At 59.2% G+C, this 18,475-nt stretch carries 17 protein-coding genes; 15 read left to right on the top strand and 2 right to left on the bottom strand.

The window, feature by feature from the left end; translation table 11 throughout:
- The first annotated feature begins 55 nt into the window (after positions 1-55).
- The 14 genes from PL597_RS08545 (at position 56) to PL597_RS08480 (ending at position 13,565) form a co-directional block, all read left to right on the top strand.
- Entirely contained in the window at positions 56-799 is a 744-nt protein-coding gene (locus PL597_RS08545) for an isoprenyl transferase (protein ID WP_142912166.1), read from the top strand.
- Positions 799-1,632, top strand: coding sequence for a phosphatidate cytidylyltransferase (locus PL597_RS08540; protein WP_077982376.1), 834 nt, complete (start codon positions 799-801; stop codon positions 1,630-1,632). The genes PL597_RS08545 and PL597_RS08540 overlap by 1 nt, the downstream gene beginning before the upstream one ends.
- 49 nt (positions 1,633-1,681) lie before the next feature.
- Positions 1,682-2,803, top strand: coding sequence for an RIP metalloprotease RseP (rseP, locus tag PL597_RS08535; RefSeq protein ID WP_165691200.1), 1,122 nt, complete (start codon positions 1,682-1,684; stop codon positions 2,801-2,803).
- A 199-nt stretch (positions 2,804-3,002) separates the two neighbouring features.
- Positions 3,003-5,327, top strand: coding sequence for an outer membrane protein assembly factor BamA (gene bamA, locus PL597_RS08530; RefSeq protein WP_269823989.1), 2,325 nt, complete (start codon positions 3,003-3,005; stop codon positions 5,325-5,327).
- Positions 5,328-5,376: 49 nt separating this feature from the next.
- Positions 5,377-6,441, top strand: coding sequence for a UDP-3-O-(3-hydroxymyristoyl)glucosamine N-acyltransferase (lpxD, locus tag PL597_RS08525; protein ID WP_271364960.1), 1,065 nt, complete (start codon positions 5,377-5,379; stop codon positions 6,439-6,441).
- A complete protein-coding gene (fabZ, locus tag PL597_RS08520) occupies positions 6,438-6,905 on the top strand; it encodes a 3-hydroxyacyl-ACP dehydratase FabZ (protein ID WP_065653924.1) in 468 nt (155 codons plus the stop codon). Before lpxD ends, fabZ begins: the two co-directional genes overlap by 4 nt.
- Positions 6,902-7,717 (top strand): acyl-ACP--UDP-N-acetylglucosamine O-acyltransferase, encoded by an 816-nt coding sequence (gene lpxA, locus PL597_RS08515; RefSeq protein WP_173989006.1) that lies wholly within the window; start codon positions 6,902-6,904, stop codon positions 7,715-7,717. The genes fabZ and lpxA overlap by 4 nt, the downstream gene beginning before the upstream one ends.
- A 3-nt stretch (positions 7,718-7,720) precedes the next feature.
- Complete coding sequence (locus PL597_RS08510) at positions 7,721-8,593, top strand: LpxI family protein (RefSeq protein WP_271364959.1); 873 nt, start codon at positions 7,721-7,723, stop codon at positions 8,591-8,593.
- A 4-nt stretch (positions 8,594-8,597) separates the two neighbouring features.
- Positions 8,598-9,782 (top strand): lipid-A-disaccharide synthase, encoded by a 1,185-nt coding sequence (gene lpxB, locus PL597_RS08505; protein ID WP_077982371.1) that lies wholly within the window; start codon positions 8,598-8,600, stop codon positions 9,780-9,782.
- A 160-nt stretch (positions 9,783-9,942) separates the two neighbouring features.
- Positions 9,943-10,653 (top strand): GntR family transcriptional regulator, encoded by a 711-nt coding sequence (locus tag PL597_RS08500; RefSeq protein ID WP_077982370.1) that lies wholly within the window; start codon positions 9,943-9,945, stop codon positions 10,651-10,653.
- Between the two features lie 6 nt (positions 10,654-10,659).
- Positions 10,660-11,445 (top strand): transporter substrate-binding domain-containing protein, encoded by a 786-nt coding sequence (locus PL597_RS08495; RefSeq protein ID WP_271364958.1) that lies wholly within the window; start codon positions 10,660-10,662, stop codon positions 11,443-11,445.
- Between the two features lie 80 nt (positions 11,446-11,525).
- Positions 11,526-12,197: an amino acid ABC transporter permease gene (locus PL597_RS08490; RefSeq protein WP_077982368.1), complete on the top strand. Its 672-nt coding sequence runs from the start codon at positions 11,526-11,528 to the stop codon at positions 12,195-12,197.
- Positions 12,194-12,853: an amino acid ABC transporter permease gene (locus PL597_RS08485; protein ID WP_142912170.1), complete on the top strand. Its 660-nt coding sequence runs from the start codon at positions 12,194-12,196 to the stop codon at positions 12,851-12,853. Before PL597_RS08490 ends, PL597_RS08485 begins: the two co-directional genes overlap by 4 nt.
- Positions 12,831-13,565 carry an amino acid ABC transporter ATP-binding protein gene (locus PL597_RS08480; RefSeq protein WP_142912171.1) on the top strand — a complete coding sequence of 245 codons (735 nt, stop codon included), beginning with the start codon at positions 12,831-12,833 and terminating at the stop codon, positions 13,563-13,565. The genes PL597_RS08485 and PL597_RS08480 overlap by 23 nt, the downstream gene beginning before the upstream one ends.
- Positions 13,566-13,640: 75 nt before the next feature.
- On the opposite strand, the gene gltA is transcribed toward PL597_RS08480, so the two are convergent.
- Positions 13,641-14,930, bottom strand: a complete 1,290-nt coding sequence (gene gltA, locus PL597_RS08475; protein ID WP_003502585.1) for a citrate synthase — start codon at positions 14,928-14,930, stop codon at positions 13,641-13,643.
- A 307-nt stretch (positions 14,931-15,237) separates the two neighbouring features.
- Here gltA and PL597_RS08470 point away from each other — a divergent pair, with 307 nt between their 5' ends.
- Positions 15,238-17,667 (top strand): ComEC/Rec2 family competence protein, encoded by a 2,430-nt coding sequence (locus PL597_RS08470; protein WP_271364991.1) that lies wholly within the window; start codon positions 15,238-15,240, stop codon positions 17,665-17,667.
- 19 nt (positions 17,668-17,686) lie between these two features.
- Here PL597_RS08470 and PL597_RS08465 read toward each other — a convergent pair whose 3' ends face one another.
- Positions 17,687-18,364, bottom strand: a complete 678-nt coding sequence (locus PL597_RS08465; RefSeq protein WP_271364957.1) for a glutathione S-transferase family protein — start codon at positions 18,362-18,364, stop codon at positions 17,687-17,689.
- Positions 18,365-18,475 lie beyond the last annotated feature (111 nt).

The following is an 18,475-nucleotide window of genomic DNA, read 5'->3' as shown; positions in this document are numbered from 1 at the left end:
GATAGACCTGTATTTTATTCGTTTTAATTCCGCGCTGCCCTGTTACTGGATCGATATGCCGACGACGACACGTTCCTCCATTCCCGAGCACGTTGCCATCATCATGGATGGCAATGGACGCTGGGCAAAGCAGCGCGGTCTTCCGCGCGTGATGGGGCATCGCCGCGGTGTGGAGGCCGTGCGCGAGACCGTTCGCGCGGCCGGCGACTGCGGAATACACTATCTCACGCTCTTTGCCTTCTCCTCGGAAAACTGGCGTAGACCCGAATCCGAGGTGAGCGATCTGATGGGGCTTTTGAAAGCCTTCATCCGGCGTGATCTTGCGGAACTGCACCGCGAAAATGTCCGCGTGCGGATCATCGGCGACCGGCAAGGGCTGAAGCAGGACATACGTGCGCTCCTCGAAGAGGCGGAGCAGACGACGGCGGACAATACCAAGCTGACGCTAGTGATCGCTTTCAATTACGGCAGCCGCGACGAGATTGCGCGTGCGACAGCGGCGATTGCGCGCGATGTCGCCGAAGGCAGGATTAATGCCGAATCCATTACGCCGGAGATGATTTCGGCCAGACTAGACACGTCCGGTATGCCCGATCCGGATCTCATTATCCGCACCAGCGGCGAAGAGCGCCTGTCGAACTTCCTGCTCTGGCAGGCTGCTTATTCCGAGTTTCTGTTCGTTCCCGAATATTGGCCGGACTTCGACCGCCAGCGATTCTTCTCCGCAATCGAGCAATATGCAACGCGTGACCGCCGCTTCGGCGCACTCACCGAGCAGGTTGCCGTGGCAGGCGCCTGATGAGCCGTGAACTCAGACTGCGGATTGTATCCGCAATCGTCATGGCGGCGGTCATTCTGGCCGCGACCTGGTATGGCGGCATTCTGTTCCGCATCGTTGCGGGCCTTCTGGCGATCCTCATCTATTATGAATGGTCGACGATTAGCCGGCTGTCGGAGTCGAACCCGACAGGCAACGCCTGGGGCTGGTTCGCGGTTGCCGTCATCGCCGGTAACACGATCTTCGGCGAATCCTCGCTCGATCTGCCTCTATTATCCGGCTTCACGCTGACCGCTGCGCTGTTTCCGATCCTGCGCGGCAAAAATTGGTGGCTGGTGGGTGGTATTTTTTATGCGGGCCTGAGCGGCATATCGCTCTCGGCTATCCGTGGTGACGAGCTGACGGGCTTCGTGTCCATCCTGTTCATCTTCGCCGTCGTCTGGTCGACGGATATTCTTGCCTATTTCGTAGGGCGCGCCATTGGCGGGCCGAAGCTCGCACCTTCGATCTCGCCCGGCAAGACCTGGTCTGGCGCCATCGGCGGGGCGGTGGCGGCCGTGATCGGCGGCGGCGCGGTGTCTATGGCCTATCACGGCAGGATCAGCGTTCTGGTGCTGGTGCTCGCTCTTATTCTTTCGGTATTCAGCCAGATAGGCGATCTCTTCGAATCCTTCGTGAAACGGCGTTTCCAGGTCAAGGATTCCAGCCATCTCATTCCAGGCCATGGCGGCTTCATGGACCGAGTTGACGGTCTTGTTTTCGCCTGCTTTGCGGTATTCCTCATAGCTTTCGTGCATGCGGCGGCAACCGGCGACGTGCCCGGATCGGGCGGCGGTCTGTTGCCGGGTTTCTGAGCGGCGCGAAAGGTCACGACACAAAGGGCAGATTGTCATGAACACAGTAATGGCGGCGACCGGTTTTCTGACCGGCTATATCGTGCCCTTCATCCTGGTGCTGTCGCTGCTCGTTTTTGTGCATGAGATGGGCCACTATCTTGTTGGTCGCTGGTGCGGAATCCGCTCCACCGCGTTTTCCATCGGTTTCGGCCCGGAGCTGATCGGTTTCACCGACAAGCGCGGCACGCGATGGAAAATTTCGGCGATTCCGCTCGGCGGTTACGTCAAGTTCTTCGGCGATGAGGATGCGGCGAGCAAGCCGGATAGTTCCGGCCTGTCGCATATGTCGCTGGAGGAGAGGGCGCAGACGCTTTCCGGTGCTAAGCTGTGGAAGAGGGCGGCCACGGTTGCCGCAGGCCCGATCGCGAATTTCATTCTCGCGATTCTCATCTTTGCGGTGCTCTTTGGCATTTATGGCCGGATGATCGCCGATCCGGTCGTGGCGGAAGTCCGCGAAAACAGTGCTGCTGCCGCAGCCGGCGTTCAACCCGGTGACAGGCTGGTGGCGATCGATGGCGAAAAAGTGATGACCTTCGAGGATGTCCGCCGTTATGTCGGCATCCGCCCGGGCACGCCGATCACCGTAACGGTTGAAAGGGCGGGCGAGGAGCTGAAGCTGCCGATGGTTCCGACCCGCACGGAGACAACGGACCAGTTCGGCAACAAGTTGGAAATGGGTATTATCGGCATCGTCACCGACCAGACCAGCGGTAACTTTCGCCATATTGAATATTCACCGTCTGAGGCGCTGGCCGAAGGTGTGCGCGAAACCGGCCACGTTATCACCGGCACCTTCAATTATATCGGCAATCTCGTGACTGGGCGCATGAATGCCGATCAGCTTGGTGGTCCGGTCCGGGTGGCGCAGGCGTCCGGCCAGATGGCGACACTCGGTATTTCCGCCGTTATCCAGCTTGCCGCCGTTCTTTCCGTCTCCATCGGTCTTTTGAACCTGATGCCTGTGCCGGTTCTGGACGGCGGGCACCTTGTGTTCTACGCCATCGAGGCCATTCGCGGCAGGCCGCTCGGTGCGGGCGCGCAGGAAGTCGCGTTCCGTATCGGAATGATGATGATTTTGGGCCTGATGGTTTTTGCAACATGGAACGATATCAGCAGCTTGATCGGCTGATGATTGTGTTTTAACGGTTTTGTTAGTGACTTGTTTACCGTGTTTATATGCCGAAGTGGCGAATGAGCCACTCTGAAGCACGAAGTAAACAGAATTTAACGTTCACGCTTGCTTGTAGGGGAAAAGCAGGTAAAACGACGCACATGGCCGGAGTCGGGTTCCGCCCGCTGAGGGACAACGTAAAAAGGTAAGAATTGAAATGAAGGCTGGTTCAAGATTTTTGAACGCTGTGTCGGCGGTTGCTCTGTCTGCCGGTGTTTCTTCGGTTGCGGGCCTTGGTGTGCTTGCCTCTGTTGGCGTTGCACATGCAGCCGTCATCAGCAGGATCGATGTTCGCGGGGCCGAAAGGTCGGGCGCGGACTCCGTGCGTTCCAACATCACCATTGCGCCGGGTAAGAACTTTTCCAATTCGGACATCGATGAATCGGTGAAGCGTCTTTACGCCACAGGTTATTTCTCGAATGTCTCCATGCGCGTTTCCGGCAGCACGCTGGTCGTGACGGTCGACGAGAACCAACTGGTCAATCAGGTGGTCTTCAACGGCAACCGCAAGATCAAGGACGACAAGCTCGCCGGCATCGTGCAGACCCAGTCGATGGGTCCGTTCAATCAGGCAATCGTGACGGCGGATATCGCTCGTATCAAGGAAGCTTACGCAGCCATTGGTCGCAGCGATGTCGAAATCACCACGCAGACCGTTTCTGTCGGTCAGGGCCGGGTGAACATTGCTTTCGTCATCAATGAAGGCGAGCGCACGAAGATCGGTCGCATCGATTTCGTCGGCAACAATGCCTATAGCGATGGTCGTCTGGCCGCCGTCATCAATACCAAGAAGTCCAACATGCTGTCGTTCCTGACGCGTAAGGACGTTTATAACGAGGACAAGCTGCGCGCCGACGAAGAGGCGCTGCGCCAGTTCTACTATAACCGCGGTTATGCCGACTTCCGGGTTGTGTCGTCTGACGCGGTGCTGGACGAATCCAAGAACGAATACACCATCTCGATCACGGTCGATGAAGGCAAGAAATACGATTTCGGCAACGTCGTTGTCGAATCGACCGTTCCGGGTGTTGATGGTGCGGAATTGCAGGGTCTCGTTGAAACCCGCCAGGGTGCAAGCTACAGCGCCAAGGAAGTTCAGCAGAGCATGGAGGCGATTTCCAAGCGCGTGGCCGGCGAAGGTTATCCCTTCGCCCGCGTAACCCCGCGCGGTGACCGCGACATGGCGGGCAACACCATCGGTGTGACCTATATCGTCGACCAGGGTGAGCGCGCTTACGTCGAACGTATCGAAATCCGTGGCAACACCCGCACGCGTGACTATGTCATCCGTCGCGAATTCGATATTTCCGAAGGCGATGCGTTCAACCAGACGGTCATCACGGCTGCAAAGCGCCGTCTCGAAGCGCTCGGCTATTTCTCGAAGGTCAATATTTCGACCGCCGGCGGCAGCGCGCCTGACCGTGTCGTGATCGTGGTTGACGTTGAAGATCAGTCGACGGGTTCGTTCGGTATCGGCGCCGGCTACTCGCAGAACGACGGTGTGCTGCTCGAAGCCTCCATCGAAGAGAAGAACTTCCTCGGCCGCGGCCAATACATCCGTCTCGCCGCCGGTGCGGGTGAAGACGATGCACGCAGCTATACGCTGTCCTTCACGGAGCCTTATTTCCTCGGCTACCGTCTGGCAGCAGGTTTTGACCTGTTCAAGAGCCAGAGCCGCAGCGAAGACTATTATGACTACGACGAGCAGGGCTTCTCGCTGCGCGTGACCGCGCCGATTACCGAGGACCTCTCAACGACGTTCAAGTACACCTACAAGCAGATCAATTATGACGGTGAGGGCGACTGGGAAACCGGCAGCAACCTTGCCGAACCCTACAAGGACCTGATCCGTGGCGGTGACTGGACACAGTCCATTATTTCGAACACGCTGAACTACAATACGCTCGACGACCGCAACATGCCGCGCGAAGGCTGGCAGGCTGCTTTGACGAACGAATTTGCAGGTCTCGGCGGCGATTCCGAATATTACAAGATTTACGCCAAGGCTCGCTTCTTCTACACGCTTTCCGATGAGTACGATGTCATCGGCTCTCTGACCGGCCAGGCCGGTCACGTGGTGCCGACAGGCGACAATCTGCTTGTGTTCGATCAGTTCAAGTTCGGCGGTCGTCAGGTTCGGGGCTTCAAGAACGATGGTATCGGTCCGCGCATCGGTTCCGACTCCATCGGCGGCACGACCTATTTCGCCGCTTCTGCTGAAGTCTCGGCTCCGATGCCTGGGGTTCCGGAAGATTTCGGCCTGCGCCTTGCTGGCTTCGTGGATGCAGGCACGCTCTATGGCAACAAGGTTGCCAACAGCGCCGGTGTGAAGGACGACAACTCCATCCGCGCATCCGCCGGTGTGGGTGTGATGTGGGCATCGCCTTTCGGTCCGATCCGTGTCGACTACGCCGTGCCTTTCGCTAAGGAAGACTACGACGAGGAACAGCGTTTCCGGTTTGGCATGTCCAATACTTTCTGATATCGGCAGTCCAGAACTGCAACTTTGAACGTTCTGGAGTTTCCGGCTGATGGAATACAACGCCTTTTTTCCGCCCCACGAGGGACTGCGATTGAAAGATATCGCAGACCGTCTTGGGGCGGAACTGTCTGATGACGTAGCGGGAGAGCGGATCATTCGCTCCGTCGCGCCGGTCTACCGGGCAAAACCCGATCAGCTCTGCTATATTCTTTCGCGCAAGAACCGCGACGAGCTGCAGACCTGCGACGCTGGCGCCGTCATTTGTGACGCCGCACTTGTGGATATGCTTCCGTCTCACACCCCTGCGCTGATATCGAAAAACCCGCACACGCTGTTTGCGCAGGTTGGTGCCTTGCTGCATCCTTCCGCCATGCGTCCTGGTCCGATTGCGCGTATGGACGCTGAAATTTCCCATGCTGCGCATGTCGATCCATCCGCGAAGCTGGAGGCGGGCGTCATCGTCGAGTCGCTCGCCGTGATTGGAGCTGGCGCCCATATTGGCGCGGGTACGCGCATCGGTCCTGGGGTCATCATCGGGCAGGATGTGCAGATCGGGCGCGATTGCACCATTGCCGGCGGCGCAAGCGTTCTTGCGGCCCTCATCGGTAATAATGTGATTATCCATAACGGCGCGCGCATCGGTCAGGATGGTTTCGGTTATGCGCCCGGTCCGCGCGGCATGCTGAAGATCGTGCAGATCGGCCGGGTCATCATTCAGGACAATGTCGAGATTGGCGCCAACACCACGATTGATCGCGGCACCATGGATGACACGGTCATCGGCGAAGGCACCAAGATCGACAATCAGGTCCAGATCGGCCACAACGTGCGCATCGGCCGCCATTGCGGCATCGTCAGCAAGGTTGGCATCGCGGGCAGCACCCGCATAGGCGACGGTGTGATGATTGGCGGTGCGGCCGGAATCAATGGCCATATCAACATTGGCGACGGCGTACAGATTGCGGCGATGAGCGGTGTTGTGGCGGACGTGCCGGCAGGCGCCCGTTATGGCGGCACGCCTGCGCGTCCGATGAAATATTTCCTGCGCGACATGGCCGAAATTCTGGCGCGCGCTGAAGGGCGTGATAAAAAAACAGGAGAGAAAAAAAAATGACTGAAGAAACGAAGACGGCGCTCGGCGCGGCTGACATTCTGGAAGTCATGAAGCTTCTGCCGCATCGTTACCCGTTCCTGCTGATCGACAAGATCATTGAGATCGATGGTAACAATTCGGCGATCGGCATCAAGAACGTCACTGTCAACGAACCGCATTTCACCGGTCATTTCCCGGACCGGCCGATCATGCCCGGCGTTCTGATCGTTGAGGCCATGGCCCAGACGGCGGGTGCGATCTGTGCTCGCAGCCAGGGTGAGGGCGGTCACCTAGTCTATTTCATGACAATCGACAATGCGCGTTTCCGCAAACCCGTGGTCCCCGGTGATCGTCTGGAAATTCACGTCGTCAAGCAGCGCCAGCGCGGCAATGTCTTCAAATTCCATTGCGAAGCGAAGGTGGACGGCGCGCTGGTGGCGGAGGCTGATGTCGGCGCCATGATGATCCCCGAGGATCAGCAATGAGCACGATTGCCGCCTCGGCCAGAATTCATCCGAGCGCCGTGATCGAAGACGGTGCGGTGATCGGTGAAAACGTCGTCATCGGTGCGCTGAGCTATGTCGGTGCAAAAGTCACGCTGCATGAAGATGTCCAGCTGCACAATCACGCCGTTGTTTCCGGCCTGACCGTGATCGGCCGTGGCTCGGTTGTCCATCCCATGGCGGTCATCGGCGGCGCGCCGCAGGCGGTTCGCCACGACGGTTCGGAAACGACGCTCGAGATCGGTGAGCGCTGCATCATGCGTGAAGGCGTGACGATGAACGCCGGCAGTTCCGATGGCAGCGGCAAGACCGTTATCGGCGACGATAATCTTTTCCTCGCCAATTCGCATGTGGCGCATGATTGCCGCCTCGGCAGCCATATCATCTTGTCGAACAATGTGATGCTGGCGGGCCATGTCACCATTGAGGACCGCGCGATTCTGGGCGGCGGCTGCGCCGTGCACCAGTTCACGCGCATCGGCCGCCAGGCCTTCATCGGTGGGCTGTCGGCGGTCAATTACGATGTCATTCCTTATGGCATGCTGAATGGCAATCCCGGCATCCTTGGCGGTCTGAACGTCGTCGGCATGACCCGCGCCGGCATTGAGCGCGCCGATATCCACAAAGTCAGACGCGTCTACAAGGCGATTTTCGAGGCCGAAGGCACGATCCGCGGCAATGCCGCAGCCATTGACCGTAACGACTATCTGGATTGCCCGCAGGCGCTTGAAGTCATCGATTTCATCGGTGCGGATAGCGACCGCGCAATATCCTCACCCAACCGGGGCAAGTGAGCCGTGACAGGCGGCGGGCGTCTCGCCATTGTGGCCGGCAGCGGCCAGCTGCCGCTATATGTGGCGGCCGCCGCCCGTGAGATGGGCGAGAACCCTTTCATCGTGCGCCTGCGCGATGATTCCCGTTTGGACTGGAGCGGTTTCGACAATGCCGTGATCAGTGTCGGCGATGTCGCCGGGCTAGGCCGTCTGCTGCGTGAAAACCGGGTAGACCGTGTCGTGCTATCCGGCGCCGTGGCGCGGCGTCCGGAATGGCGGGAGATTCGACCCACAGTCGGCATCCTGCTCAAACTGCCTTCGATTGTCAGGACGCTGCTGTCGAGCGGCGACGACGCCGTTCTTCAGATGGTTATCAAGATCATCGGCACGCTTGGCGCAAAAGTCATCGGTGCCCACGAAATCGCACCCGGCCTGCTGGCCGCGATAGGCCCTTTCGGTACGCAAAAACCTGCCGAGGATGATCTGCGAGATATACGCAAGGCGGCTGAGGCTGCGCTCGCGCTTGGCAAGCTCGATGTGGGGCAGGGCGCGGTCGCCGTCGGTGGCCGTATCGTCGCGCTGGAAGGCGTTGAGGGAACGGATGCCATGCTGGCGCGCGTCGCGGCATTGCGTGCGGAGGGACGGATATCCCCGCGCCGCAAGGGCGTGCTCGTAAAGCTGTGCAAGCCGCAGCAGGATGTGCGCGCTGACCTGCCGACAATCGGTGTGGAAACGATTGAGAATGCGCGAAAGGCCGGGCTGGCAGGTATCGCCGTCGAAGCCGGGCGGGCGCTGGTACTCGATCGCGAGGCGATGTTGAAAGCGGCCGATGAGGCGGGCATATTCGTCTGCGGCATCGATACGTCACTTGGCGGAGATATGATGGGGGAGGCCTGATCGGATGACGGCGGCATTAAAAGTGGCGGTCATAGCCGGGGAGGTATCCGGCGATCTTTTAGGCGCGGATCTGATTCGCTCGCTCAAGGCCCAATATGCGGGGCCTGTCGAGCTGGTGGGTGTGGGCGGCGAAACGCTGGAAGCGCAGGGACTGGTTTCCCTGTTCGACTATTCCGAGCTCTCCATCATGGGCTTCACGCAGGTTCTGAAAAAACTGCCGAAGCTCATTGCGCGGATCAACCAGACCGCTCAGGCAATCGCTGCCGCAAAGCCCGATATTCTGCTGATCATCGACAGCCCGGATTTCACCCATCGCGTTGCGAAAAAAGTCCGCAAACAATTGCCGCATCTGCCGGTCGTCAATTACGTCTGCCCCAGTGTCTGGGCCTGGAAGGAATATCGCGCCACCGCGATGCTCTCTTATGTCGATCATGTGCTGGCTCTTCTGCCCTTCGAGCCGGAAGCCATGCGCCGTCTCGGCGGCCCGCCGACAAGTTTTGTCGGTCATCGACTGAGCGTCGACCCCGATGTGCTGTCAGTGCGACAGAAGCGGGCGGAACGCTCGCTGCCGGCGGATGGCGAACCGAAGGCCATTCTTCTCCTGCCAGGGTCTCGTTCCACTGAAACGACGCGGCTGATGGAGCCGTTTCAGGCGGCGGCGAGAGCTTTTGTCGAGCGCAACGGTCCGACGCGGTTCCTGTTGCCCACTGTACCGCGTCAGGAAAAACGCATTCGCGAACTGGCAGCGTCGTGGCCAGAGGATATCAGGCCCGAAATCGGTATCGATTCCGCCTTCAAATGGAATGCGTTTGCTGAAGCCGATGCGGCCATAGCCGCTTCCGGCACGGTCATTCTGGAACTCGCGCTCGCGGGCGTGCCGACCATCTCGGTCTACAAGACCGATTGGATTTTCACCATGCTGAGCAAGCGTGTCAAGACGTGGACAGGCGCGCTGCCGAACCTGATTGCCGATTACGCCGTCGTGCCGGAATATTTCAACGAGGTGGTAAGGGCAGGTTCGATGCTGCGCTGGGCAGAGCGTCTGTCTTCCGACACCACCGAGCGGCAGGCGATGCTCGAAGGTTATGCACTTGTACAGCAACGCTTGCACACGGATGTGCCGCCGGGGGAAACCGGCGCGCGCATTCTTCTGGATGTCCTGAAAAGCAAAACTCGTCCCTCACAATAATCATAGCCCTCTCGCTCCACCGGCTGATGTCCTGCCGCCGATGCAGGCAGAAGAGGGGCGATTTTACTGCATTTGATCGTTAGGACGGCAAACGGCTGACCACCGGAGGTCTCCCGGCCCATAAATTTCCATCTGGCACACCTCTTGCTTTCAATCTTGTATGCAAGATAGCCATACATCCGAAAGCGCCCAGAGCGCGGTAGAAGACGCCATCATCTCAGGCATTCTTTCCGCGCGCATCCGCCCGGGCACCCGCCTCAGCGAGAACCAGCTCGCCAGCCTTTTCGGCGTGTCACGCACGCGCATCCGCGAGGCGATGATGCGGCTGGAAACGCGTGGCATCGTCACCGTCAGTCCGCGCCGCGGCTGGTTCGTGGTGGAGCCTTCTGCCGAAGAATCCATCAAGGTCTATGAGGCGCGGCGAATCATAGAATACGGACTGTTGCGCAATCTTTCCGGCGTCAGCGCGCAAGGCATCGCAATCCTCGCCAATCATCTCGATGAGGAGAAGGCGGCGATTGCCAAAGGCGATCGCCAGCGCCTGACCTGCCTGATGGGTGATTTTCACATCCGTATCGCCGAAATCGCCGGAAACGATATCATCGTCGAAACGCTGCGCGACCTGACCGCCAGAACCATCCTCATCTCCATGCTCTACCAGTCCGATTTCCATGCGCAGCAATCGCATGACGGACATTGCCGTATCTTCGAAGCGATCAAGGCGGCCGATTTTCATGGCGCCGCCGAACTCGCCATCCGCCATCTCGACGAAGTTGAAACGGGTCTCGATCTCACCCGCAGGCCGGACCCGCTCTACGAGCTTCGCAATTCCCTTTCAATGCAGCCCCTTTCCTCAAGCCTCAAGGAGTAATTCCCAATGTTTTCCAGACGTTCATTGCTTGCCGTCGCCGCAATTTCCGCAACACTCGGTTTTTCGCCGGCAGCCTTTGCCGATGCGCTCGGTGATATCACGTCCCGGGGCACGATCCGCGTTGCGGTTCCGCAGGATTTCCCGCCCTTCGGCAGCGTCGGCACGGATATGGCGCCGCAGGGTTACGATATTGATGTCGCCAATCTGATCGGCGAGAAGCTCGGCGTGAAGGTTGAACTCGTGCCGGTGACAAGTGCCAACCGCGTTCCCTATCTTCAGACCAACAAGGTCGATCTCGTCATCTCGAGCCTCGGCAAGAACCCGGACCGTGAAAAGGTCATCGACTTCTCGACCGCCTATGCGCCTTTTTATAATGGCGTCTTTGCCCCAGACTCGCTTGCCGTCACCAAGGCGGAAGATTTAGCCGGCAAGACCATCGGCGTTACCCGTGGCGCGGTCGAGGATCTGGAACTGACCAAGGTTGCTCCGGCCGACACCACCATCAAGCGCTACGAGGACAATAACGGCACGATTTCCGCCTTCCTTGCCGGCCAGGTGGAAGCCGTGGCCACGGGCAATGTCGTGGCCGCTGCCATTCTGGCGAAGAACCCGCCGAAGCGTCCCGAGCTGAAATTCCTGATCAAGAATTCCCCCTGCTATATCGGCCTGAACAAGGAACAGCCGGCGCTTCTGGAAAAGGTCAACGCCATCATTGCGACTGCAAAGACCGATGGTTCGCTGAACACGATCGCGCAGAAATGGCTGAAAACCGATCTTCCGAAGGATCTCTGACCAACCTGGCAAATCCAGGCGCCGGCCGTGCCTGATCGCGGCCCGGCGCATGGTTTGTCCTCCCCGAAAGGAAATATCGGGTGAAATACACATTCGATTTTGGGTGGCTTCTCGATTATTACCCGCAGATCGCCAAGGGCATTGCCATCACGCTGGAATTGATCGCCGTCGGCGGCGTTCTTGGCATCGCGCTCGGCATATTCTGCGCCTGGGTACGCGCGCTTGGCCCCAAATGGCTGAGGCCGCCGGTTGCGACCTATGTAGAGCTCATTCGCAATACGCCATTTCTCATACAATTGTTTTTTATCTTCTTCGGCCTGCCGTCGCTTGGCCTGCAACTGTCGGAATTGAGCGCGGCCAATATCGCCATGGTGGTCAATCTCGGAGCCTATAGCTGCGAGATCATCCGTGCCGGCATTCAGGCGACGCCCAAGGGCCAGTTCGAGGCCGGGGCAAGCCTTGCCATGACCCGTTTCGAAACCTTCCGGCATGTGGTGCTGGTGCCCTCACTGCAACGCATCTGGCCAGCGCTATCTTCGCAGGTGGTAATCGTCATGCTCGGCTCGTCGGTCGTGTCGCAGATCGCCGCCGAGGACCTGACTTTTGCGGCCAACTTCATTCAGTCGCGCACCTTCCGCGCCTTTGAAGCCTACATGGTCTCCACCGTCATTTATCTCGTGCTGGCCATTCTGTTGAGGCAGGTGCTTGTCATGGGCGGCAACCTCATCTTTCCCCGCAGGAGTGTCCGATGATTGAATTCTCCACCTGGGATATTCTCAGAAACCTGCTGCTCGCCACGCGCTGGACCGTTCTGCTGTCGCTCGTCTCCTTTGCCGGCGGTGGTCTGGTGGCGCTGCTTCTGCTGTTCATGCGCATTTCCCGCAAAAAATCGATGCGGGCTTTCGCACGCTATTATGTCGAGCTTTTCCAGGGAACGCCGCTTTTGATGCAGCTTTTCATCGCCTTTTTCGGCCTCGGCCTGGTCGGCATCGATGTGCCGGCCTGGTTGGCGGCGGGCTTGACGCTGATCCTCTGGGCGGCCGCCTTTCTCACCGAAATCTGGCGTGGATGCGTCGAATCCGTTGCGAAAGGCCAATGGGAAGCGTCGGCAAGCCTTGCCATGGGACGCCTGCAACAGATGCGCTACGTCATCCTGCCGCAGGCCATGCGGGTCGCCATTCCGCCAACCGTTGGTTTCTTCGTGCAGGTCATCAAGGGAACGGCGGTGACCTCAATCATCGGCTTCGTAGAACTGTCCAAGGCCGGCACGGTCGTCACCAACGCCACCTTCCAGCCCTTCACCGTTTATGGCCTCGTCGCCCTCATCTATTTCGCGCTGTGCTGGCCTCTGTCGAAGAGCAGCCAGATCCTCGAAAGGAAGCTCAATGTCGCTCATCGAAATCACTGAAGTCCGTAAAAGCTATGGCAGCAACGAGGTTCTGAAGGGCATCAATCTCGATGTGGAGCCCGGTGAGGTCATCGCCATCATCGGCAAGAGCGGATCGGGAAAATCGACGCTGCTTCGCTGCATCAACGGGCTGGAGACGATTTCTGCCGGTTCCATATCGGTCGCCGGCGCGCAGCTTCTCGATGATGATCTGCATCTGAAAGCCCTGCGGCTGAAGGTCGGCATGATCTTCCAGCAGTTCAATCTCTTTCCGCACCAGACCGTTGGCGGCAACGTCATGCTGTCGCAGACCGTAGTGAAGAAGACACCCAAACCGGAAGCGGAAGCCGTTGCCCGCAAGATGCTGGAACGGGTGGGTCTGGCTCATAAATTCGATGCCTATCCCGATGAACTATCAGGCGGTCAGCAGCAGCGCGTAGCCATTGCCCGGGCACTCGCGATGCAGCCCATTGCGCTTCTTTGCGACGAGATCACCTCGGCGCTCGATCCGGAGCTGGTCTCGGAGGTGCTGGCGGTGGTGCGTGAACTGGCCGGCGAAGGCATGACGCTGCTGATGGTGACGCATGAGATGAAGTTTGCGCGCGACGTCTGCTCCCGCGTCGTTTTCATGCATGAGGGCAGGGTGCATGAAATCGGCCCGCCGGAAGAGGTATTCTCCAATCCCGCGACACCCGAACTCAAGCAGTTCCTGGGCGTTGCCGCGCGCCAATGAGAATCGTTCAGACGCTCAACAAAAAGGCCGGCGGGTGAAAACCTGCCGGCCTTTGATCTTACAGGGTTTCGCGGCTTAGCGCTTGGAAACCGGGACGTAGTCGCGCTTGCCGGCGCCCGTATAGAGCTGGCGCGGACGGCCGATGCGCTGCTGCGGATCTTCGATCATCTCGTTCCACTGTGCGATCCAGCCGACGGTGCGGGCAAGAGCGAAAAGAACGGTAAACATGGTCGTGGGGAAGCCCAGCGCCTTCAGCGTGATGCCCGAATAGAAGTCGACATTCGGGTACAGCTTCTTTTCGACGAAATACGGGTCGGAGAGGGCGATCTTTTCCAGTTCCAGCGCGACCTGCATGATCGGATCGTCGGAATTGCCGGTGGCTTCCAGCACTTCGTACATCGTCTTCTGCATGATCTTGGCGCGCGGGTCGTAGTTCTTGTAGACGCGGTGGCCAAAGCCCATCAGGCGGAACGGATCGTTCTTGTCCTTGGCGCGGGCGATATATTCCGGAATACGGTCAACCGTGCCGATTTCGTTGAGCATGTTGAGCGCCGCTTCGTTGGCGCCGCCGTGAGCCGGGCCCCAGAGGCAGGCGATACCAGCCGCGATACAGGCGAACGGATTTGCACCCGACGAACCGGCAAGACGCACCGTGGAGGTGGAGGCGTTCTGCTCGTGATCGGCATGCAGGATGAAGATGCGATCCATGGCGCGGGCCAGAACCGGATCCACCTTGTAGTCCTCGCAAGGCACGGCAAAGCACATGTGCAGGAAGTTGGAGGCGTAATCCAGATCGTTCTTCGGATAAACGAAGGGCTGGCCGATATGGTACTTGTAGGCCATGGCGGCGATCGTCGGCATCTTCGCGATCATGCGCAGCGAAGCGACCATGCGCTGGTGCGGATCGGTGATGTCGGTCGAGTCGTGGTAGAAGGCCGAGAGAGCGCCGACCGTGCCGCACATGACGGCCATCGGATGCGCATCGCGACGATAGCCGGTGAAGAAGCGGCTCATCTGCTCATGCACCATGGTGTGGCGCGTGACGCGAGTGTCGAAATCCTTCTTCTGCGCAGCCGTTGGCAGCTCACCGTAGAGCAGCAGATAGCAGGTTTCCAGGAAGTCGCCCTGTTCGGCGAGCTGCTCGATGGGGAAACCACGATGCAGGAGAACGCCCTCGTCACCGTCGATATAGGTGATCTTGGATTCGCAGGAGGCCGTCGACGTGAAACCCGGGTCGTAGGTGAAGGAGCCCGTGTGCTTGTAGAGCGTGGCGATATCGACGACGCTTGGTCCAATCGTGCCTTCCCTGACCGGGAGTTCCACCTGCTTTTCGCCAAGTGTCACTGTAGCGCTTTTTTCCGTCATACTGATCCTCCGAAAACATGCGGGTGGGGGCGTTGAGACACACCCCGCGGTTAAGCGTCTACCGATTAGCTATATGATCCTTGCGCAGATGCCAAGCTATCCAAAGGTCAAATTGTGCATTGCGGCAAACGCAATTGCGTTGCTTTTCGCTTTATCGATCATGGCAACTCAATCTCGGTCAACGCAGGGTTAAAGGAAAGCATTGCAATCCCGCGCGTCCACCTGCAAACCTGTTTCCGGTGCGGCAGGGGCGCGGCGCAGATTGCTTGATCAAGGGGAAAAACAGCATTTCGGATATGCCGAAACGATGCAGGGCGGATTGCCCCGCACGACGGAGATGCTGTCTCCGCAGCGCCGGACCGGCGAGATCGCGACGTATGGTCTGCCGGCCCTAGTCAGCAGGCCGAAACCGCAAACGGCCATTATCCGGAAAATCACCAACTGCCTCGCCGAAGAACGCGCATTCGGCCATGATTTTCTTTTCGTGCCGGTCTTCATCGGCTGTGGGGCGATCCTCTGGTTTTCCCTTGATGCAGCACCCTCATTGCCGCTTCTTGTTGTTCTATTTTTCCTCGCCGCCGGCCTGGCATTCGCCACCCGATATCACGCGACTCTGGTGGCCACGGCGTGCAGCCTCGTCGCACTGCTGTTGCTGGGCATGCTTTTCGCCGAATTTGAAACGCGGAGGGCAGGGACGGTGGTGCTGGATACGCCCGTTACCACCACTATTACCGGCACGGTGATGCGCCGAGAGGTCGATGCCCGCGGCGATTGGCGTTATGTGGTGCAGCTGGCTGCGACAGAAGCGCCGGCGTTGTCACGCCTGCCTGGAATGGTTTCGCTGCTGGCCCGCGGCGGCGGAAAGCCGGTGGCACTCGGTGCGACCATTCGCGGCAAGGCGCGGCTTTCGCCGCCATCCGGTCCGGCTTTGCCCGGTCTCAACGATTTCGCTTTCGCCTCCTATTTCAGGGGCATAGGCGCGACTGGCTTTTTCTATAAGCCGCCGCAGACGATCACTGCCCCTGATATCGACGCAAAGGATGATTGGCTGGAACGGGCCGATATGCGGCTTTACGGCCTGCGCACCGCCATTGCCGAGCGCATCCGCACCACCATCGGCGGTGACGCCGGCGCTTTTGCCGCCTCCATCGTCACCGATGAGAGACAGGCCATATCGGCGGAAACAATGGAAGCCCTGCGGCTTTCCGGCCTCGCCCATATCGTTGCCATATCCGGGCTCAACATGGCGCTGGCGTCAGGCATATTCTTCGTGGGATTGCGGCTCGCCTTCAGCCTGTTTCCGGCCTTTGCCCAGCGCTGGCCGGTGAAGAAGATATCCGCTTTTGCGGCACTGCTGATGACGCTCGCCTATTACCTGATATCAGGTTTTGCCGTCTCTGCCGAACGCGCCTGGCTGATGATGTCGGTGATGCTGATCGCTGTTCTCTTCGATCAGCCGTCGCTCAGCCTCAGAAATGTTGCGCTGTCCGCTCTTGTCATCCTCGCGCTGTCTCCTTCGGAAATCATGGGGCCGAGCTTCCAGATGTCCTTCGCCGCAACGATCGCGCTCGTTGCGGCCTATGCCGCCTGGAGCCGATGGCGCACCGACCGGGAGCGTCTGTTCATCGGGCGCAAACCGGCGTGGATGACGGTGGCGGGAACGGCAGGCGCCGTCATCGGCGGTGTCGTCACTACATCGCTGATCGGCGGGCTCTCGACGGCGATCTATTCCGCCGAGCATTTCCAACGTGTCACCACCTATGGACTTTTCGCCAATCTGGCAGCCATGCCGCTGATGTCGCTGATCGTCATGCCCTTCGGCCTCATCGCCATGCTGTTGATGCCCTTCGGGTTCGATGCGCCATTCCTGAAGGTCATGGGTTACGGCATGGCGCTCGTTATCGAGGTTGCGGACGAGGTGGCGTCCTGGGGTGGCAGCGCGGCGACCGGGAGACCGCATGGCGCTTTCATCGGCATTGCCTCTGTGGGTTTTCTGCTGCTGACATTGCTGCGCACCCGTTTGGCGCTACTCGGTTTGCCACCTCTGATATTGGCCTTCGGCCTCTCTGGAGCCGTCGCCCAACGCGGTCTGCCTGATCTGCTTGTCCATGAGGAAGGCAAGCTGGTGGCGCTTCTGGACGAGGGCAGGGTCTACACCACAAAAACGCGGCCGCAGGGCTTCATCTATGAGCAATGGCAGAGGGCGCTGCTGTTGCCTGACAAACCGCTCCCACCGGTCCTTCTCAAGATGGGGGCTCCGACAACAACCGTTGCTCTCACCACCAAATCCAAGCTGGCGCCGGAGGACATGAAGGCCGTGGCGCGGGAGATGATAACGACGCTGAGAGATGCCGCACCCGGTGTCTTCACCTGCAGAACAGGCATCTGGTGTGTGGCGCGTGCAAGAAGCGGCGAATTTATCATAGTTCTGGAAGACGGCCGGTTTGCAGGAAAAGCCTGTGACATTGCCGATATTGTCATCGTCTCCCGCAGAACCTCGTTTGCGCAATGCCGCTCGGGCGCCCTGCTGCTCAATCGCGACACATTAAGACGCATCGGCTCGGTAGAGATAAATTTCGCCGGCAGCGAACAGGCGGGGGTGGTGGGGCGGATGCGCGCGGCAACCGCCAGCACCGACAGGCCGTGGAGCGAACATCGCTTCTACGACTGGAAGAGCGGGCGCTTTGACCATGAGGTGCCTGAAGCCGTCACCCGGTTGCTGACGGGATCGCAGTGAGTGCTGCCAGCATGATTTGTCAGGCCGTGGCGCGCAAATCCGCGGTCAATTCGCCAATGCTGCCGATCTCTTCTTCATGCGGCAGATCGCGCCAGATTTCCTTCAGTCCGGCTTCATACCATTCGCGCATGGCGGGCAGGGCAAGCAGCCTGTCACAATAGGCCTTCGCCGCTGGCGAAAGATCGGCGCCATAGGTCTGGAAACGGAACGCCACCGGGCAGAAGAAGGCATCGACCGCCGTGAATTTTTGACCGGCGAGAAACGGTCCGCCGAATTTTGCGAGGCCTTCGCTCCACAGCGCATCAATGCGTTTTATGTCGGCCGCAAGCCCGGCATCGCCGCCCTTCGGTTTTACGCGGATACCGACCGACATGGGATAGAGATTGCGCAGCGAAGAGAAGCCCGCATGCATTTCACTTGCCGCCGAGCGTGACCAGGCCCGTGCCTGCTTGTCACTTGCCCAGACACCCTGATGTCTCTCGGCCAGATATTCGGCAATCGACAGCGATTCCCAAACCGTCACGCCCTCATCAACAAGGCACGGCACCTTGCCCGTCGGCGAAAAGCTGGAGAAGGCAACACCTTCGCCAAAGGGAACGAGTTTTTCATCAAAGGCGATGCCGAGCGTGCGCATCAAAACCCAGGGCCGCAGCGACCATGAGGAATAGTTCTTGTTGGCAATATAAAGATCGTACATGGCGTTTTTCCCCCGATAGGATGCGCATTTCTATATCTGCGAATGGTCTTGGAATATCGCAAAGAATCCATGGCTCCCATAACGCCAATTGATGGATGGGCCGTCGTGCAC

Source organism: Agrobacterium sp. ST15.13.013 (assembly GCF_027956525.1).
Taxonomy (GTDB): Bacteria; Pseudomonadota; Alphaproteobacteria; order Rhizobiales; family Rhizobiaceae; genus Agrobacterium; species Agrobacterium salinitolerans.
Note: the sequence above shows the minus strand (reverse complement) of the source record. Positions and strands in the feature narration are given on the sequence as shown.

Excerpts from the sequence above, each read along its gene's own strand:
- PL597_RS08545 (WP_142912166.1), top strand. The coding sequence starts at position 56 with ATGCCGACGACGACACGTTCCTCCATTCCCGAGCACGTTGCCATCATC.
- PL597_RS08540 (WP_077982376.1), top strand. The coding sequence starts at position 799 with ATGAGCCGTGAACTCAGACTGCGGATTGTATCCGCAATCGTCATGGCG.
- rseP (WP_165691200.1), top strand. The coding sequence starts at position 1,682 with ATGGCGGCGACCGGTTTTCTGACCGGCTATATCGTGCCCTTCATCCTG.
- bamA (WP_269823989.1), top strand. The coding sequence starts at position 3,003 with ATGAAGGCTGGTTCAAGATTTTTGAACGCTGTGTCGGCGGTTGCTCTG.
- lpxD (WP_271364960.1), top strand. The coding sequence starts at position 5,377 with ATGGAATACAACGCCTTTTTTCCGCCCCACGAGGGACTGCGATTGAAA.
- fabZ (WP_065653924.1), top strand. The coding sequence starts at position 6,438 with ATGACTGAAGAAACGAAGACGGCGCTCGGCGCGGCTGACATTCTGGAA.
- lpxA (WP_173989006.1), top strand. The coding sequence starts at position 6,902 with ATGAGCACGATTGCCGCCTCGGCCAGAATTCATCCGAGCGCCGTGATC.
- lpxB (WP_077982371.1), top strand. The coding sequence starts at position 8,598 with ATGACGGCGGCATTAAAAGTGGCGGTCATAGCCGGGGAGGTATCCGGC.
- PL597_RS08500 (WP_077982370.1), top strand. The coding sequence starts at position 9,943 with ATGCAAGATAGCCATACATCCGAAAGCGCCCAGAGCGCGGTAGAAGAC.
- PL597_RS08495 (WP_271364958.1), top strand. The coding sequence starts at position 10,660 with ATGTTTTCCAGACGTTCATTGCTTGCCGTCGCCGCAATTTCCGCAACA.
- PL597_RS08485 (WP_142912170.1), top strand. The coding sequence starts at position 12,194 with ATGATTGAATTCTCCACCTGGGATATTCTCAGAAACCTGCTGCTCGCC.
- PL597_RS08480 (WP_142912171.1), top strand. The coding sequence starts at position 12,831 with ATGTCGCTCATCGAAATCACTGAAGTCCGTAAAAGCTATGGCAGCAAC.
- gltA (WP_003502585.1), bottom strand. The coding sequence starts at position 14,930 with ATGACGGAAAAAAGCGCTACAGTGACACTTGGCGAAAAGCAGGTGGAA.
- PL597_RS08470 (WP_271364991.1), top strand. The coding sequence starts at position 15,238 with ATGCAGGGCGGATTGCCCCGCACGACGGAGATGCTGTCTCCGCAGCGC.
- PL597_RS08465 (WP_271364957.1), bottom strand. The coding sequence starts at position 18,364 with ATGTACGATCTTTATATTGCCAACAAGAACTATTCCTCATGGTCGCTG.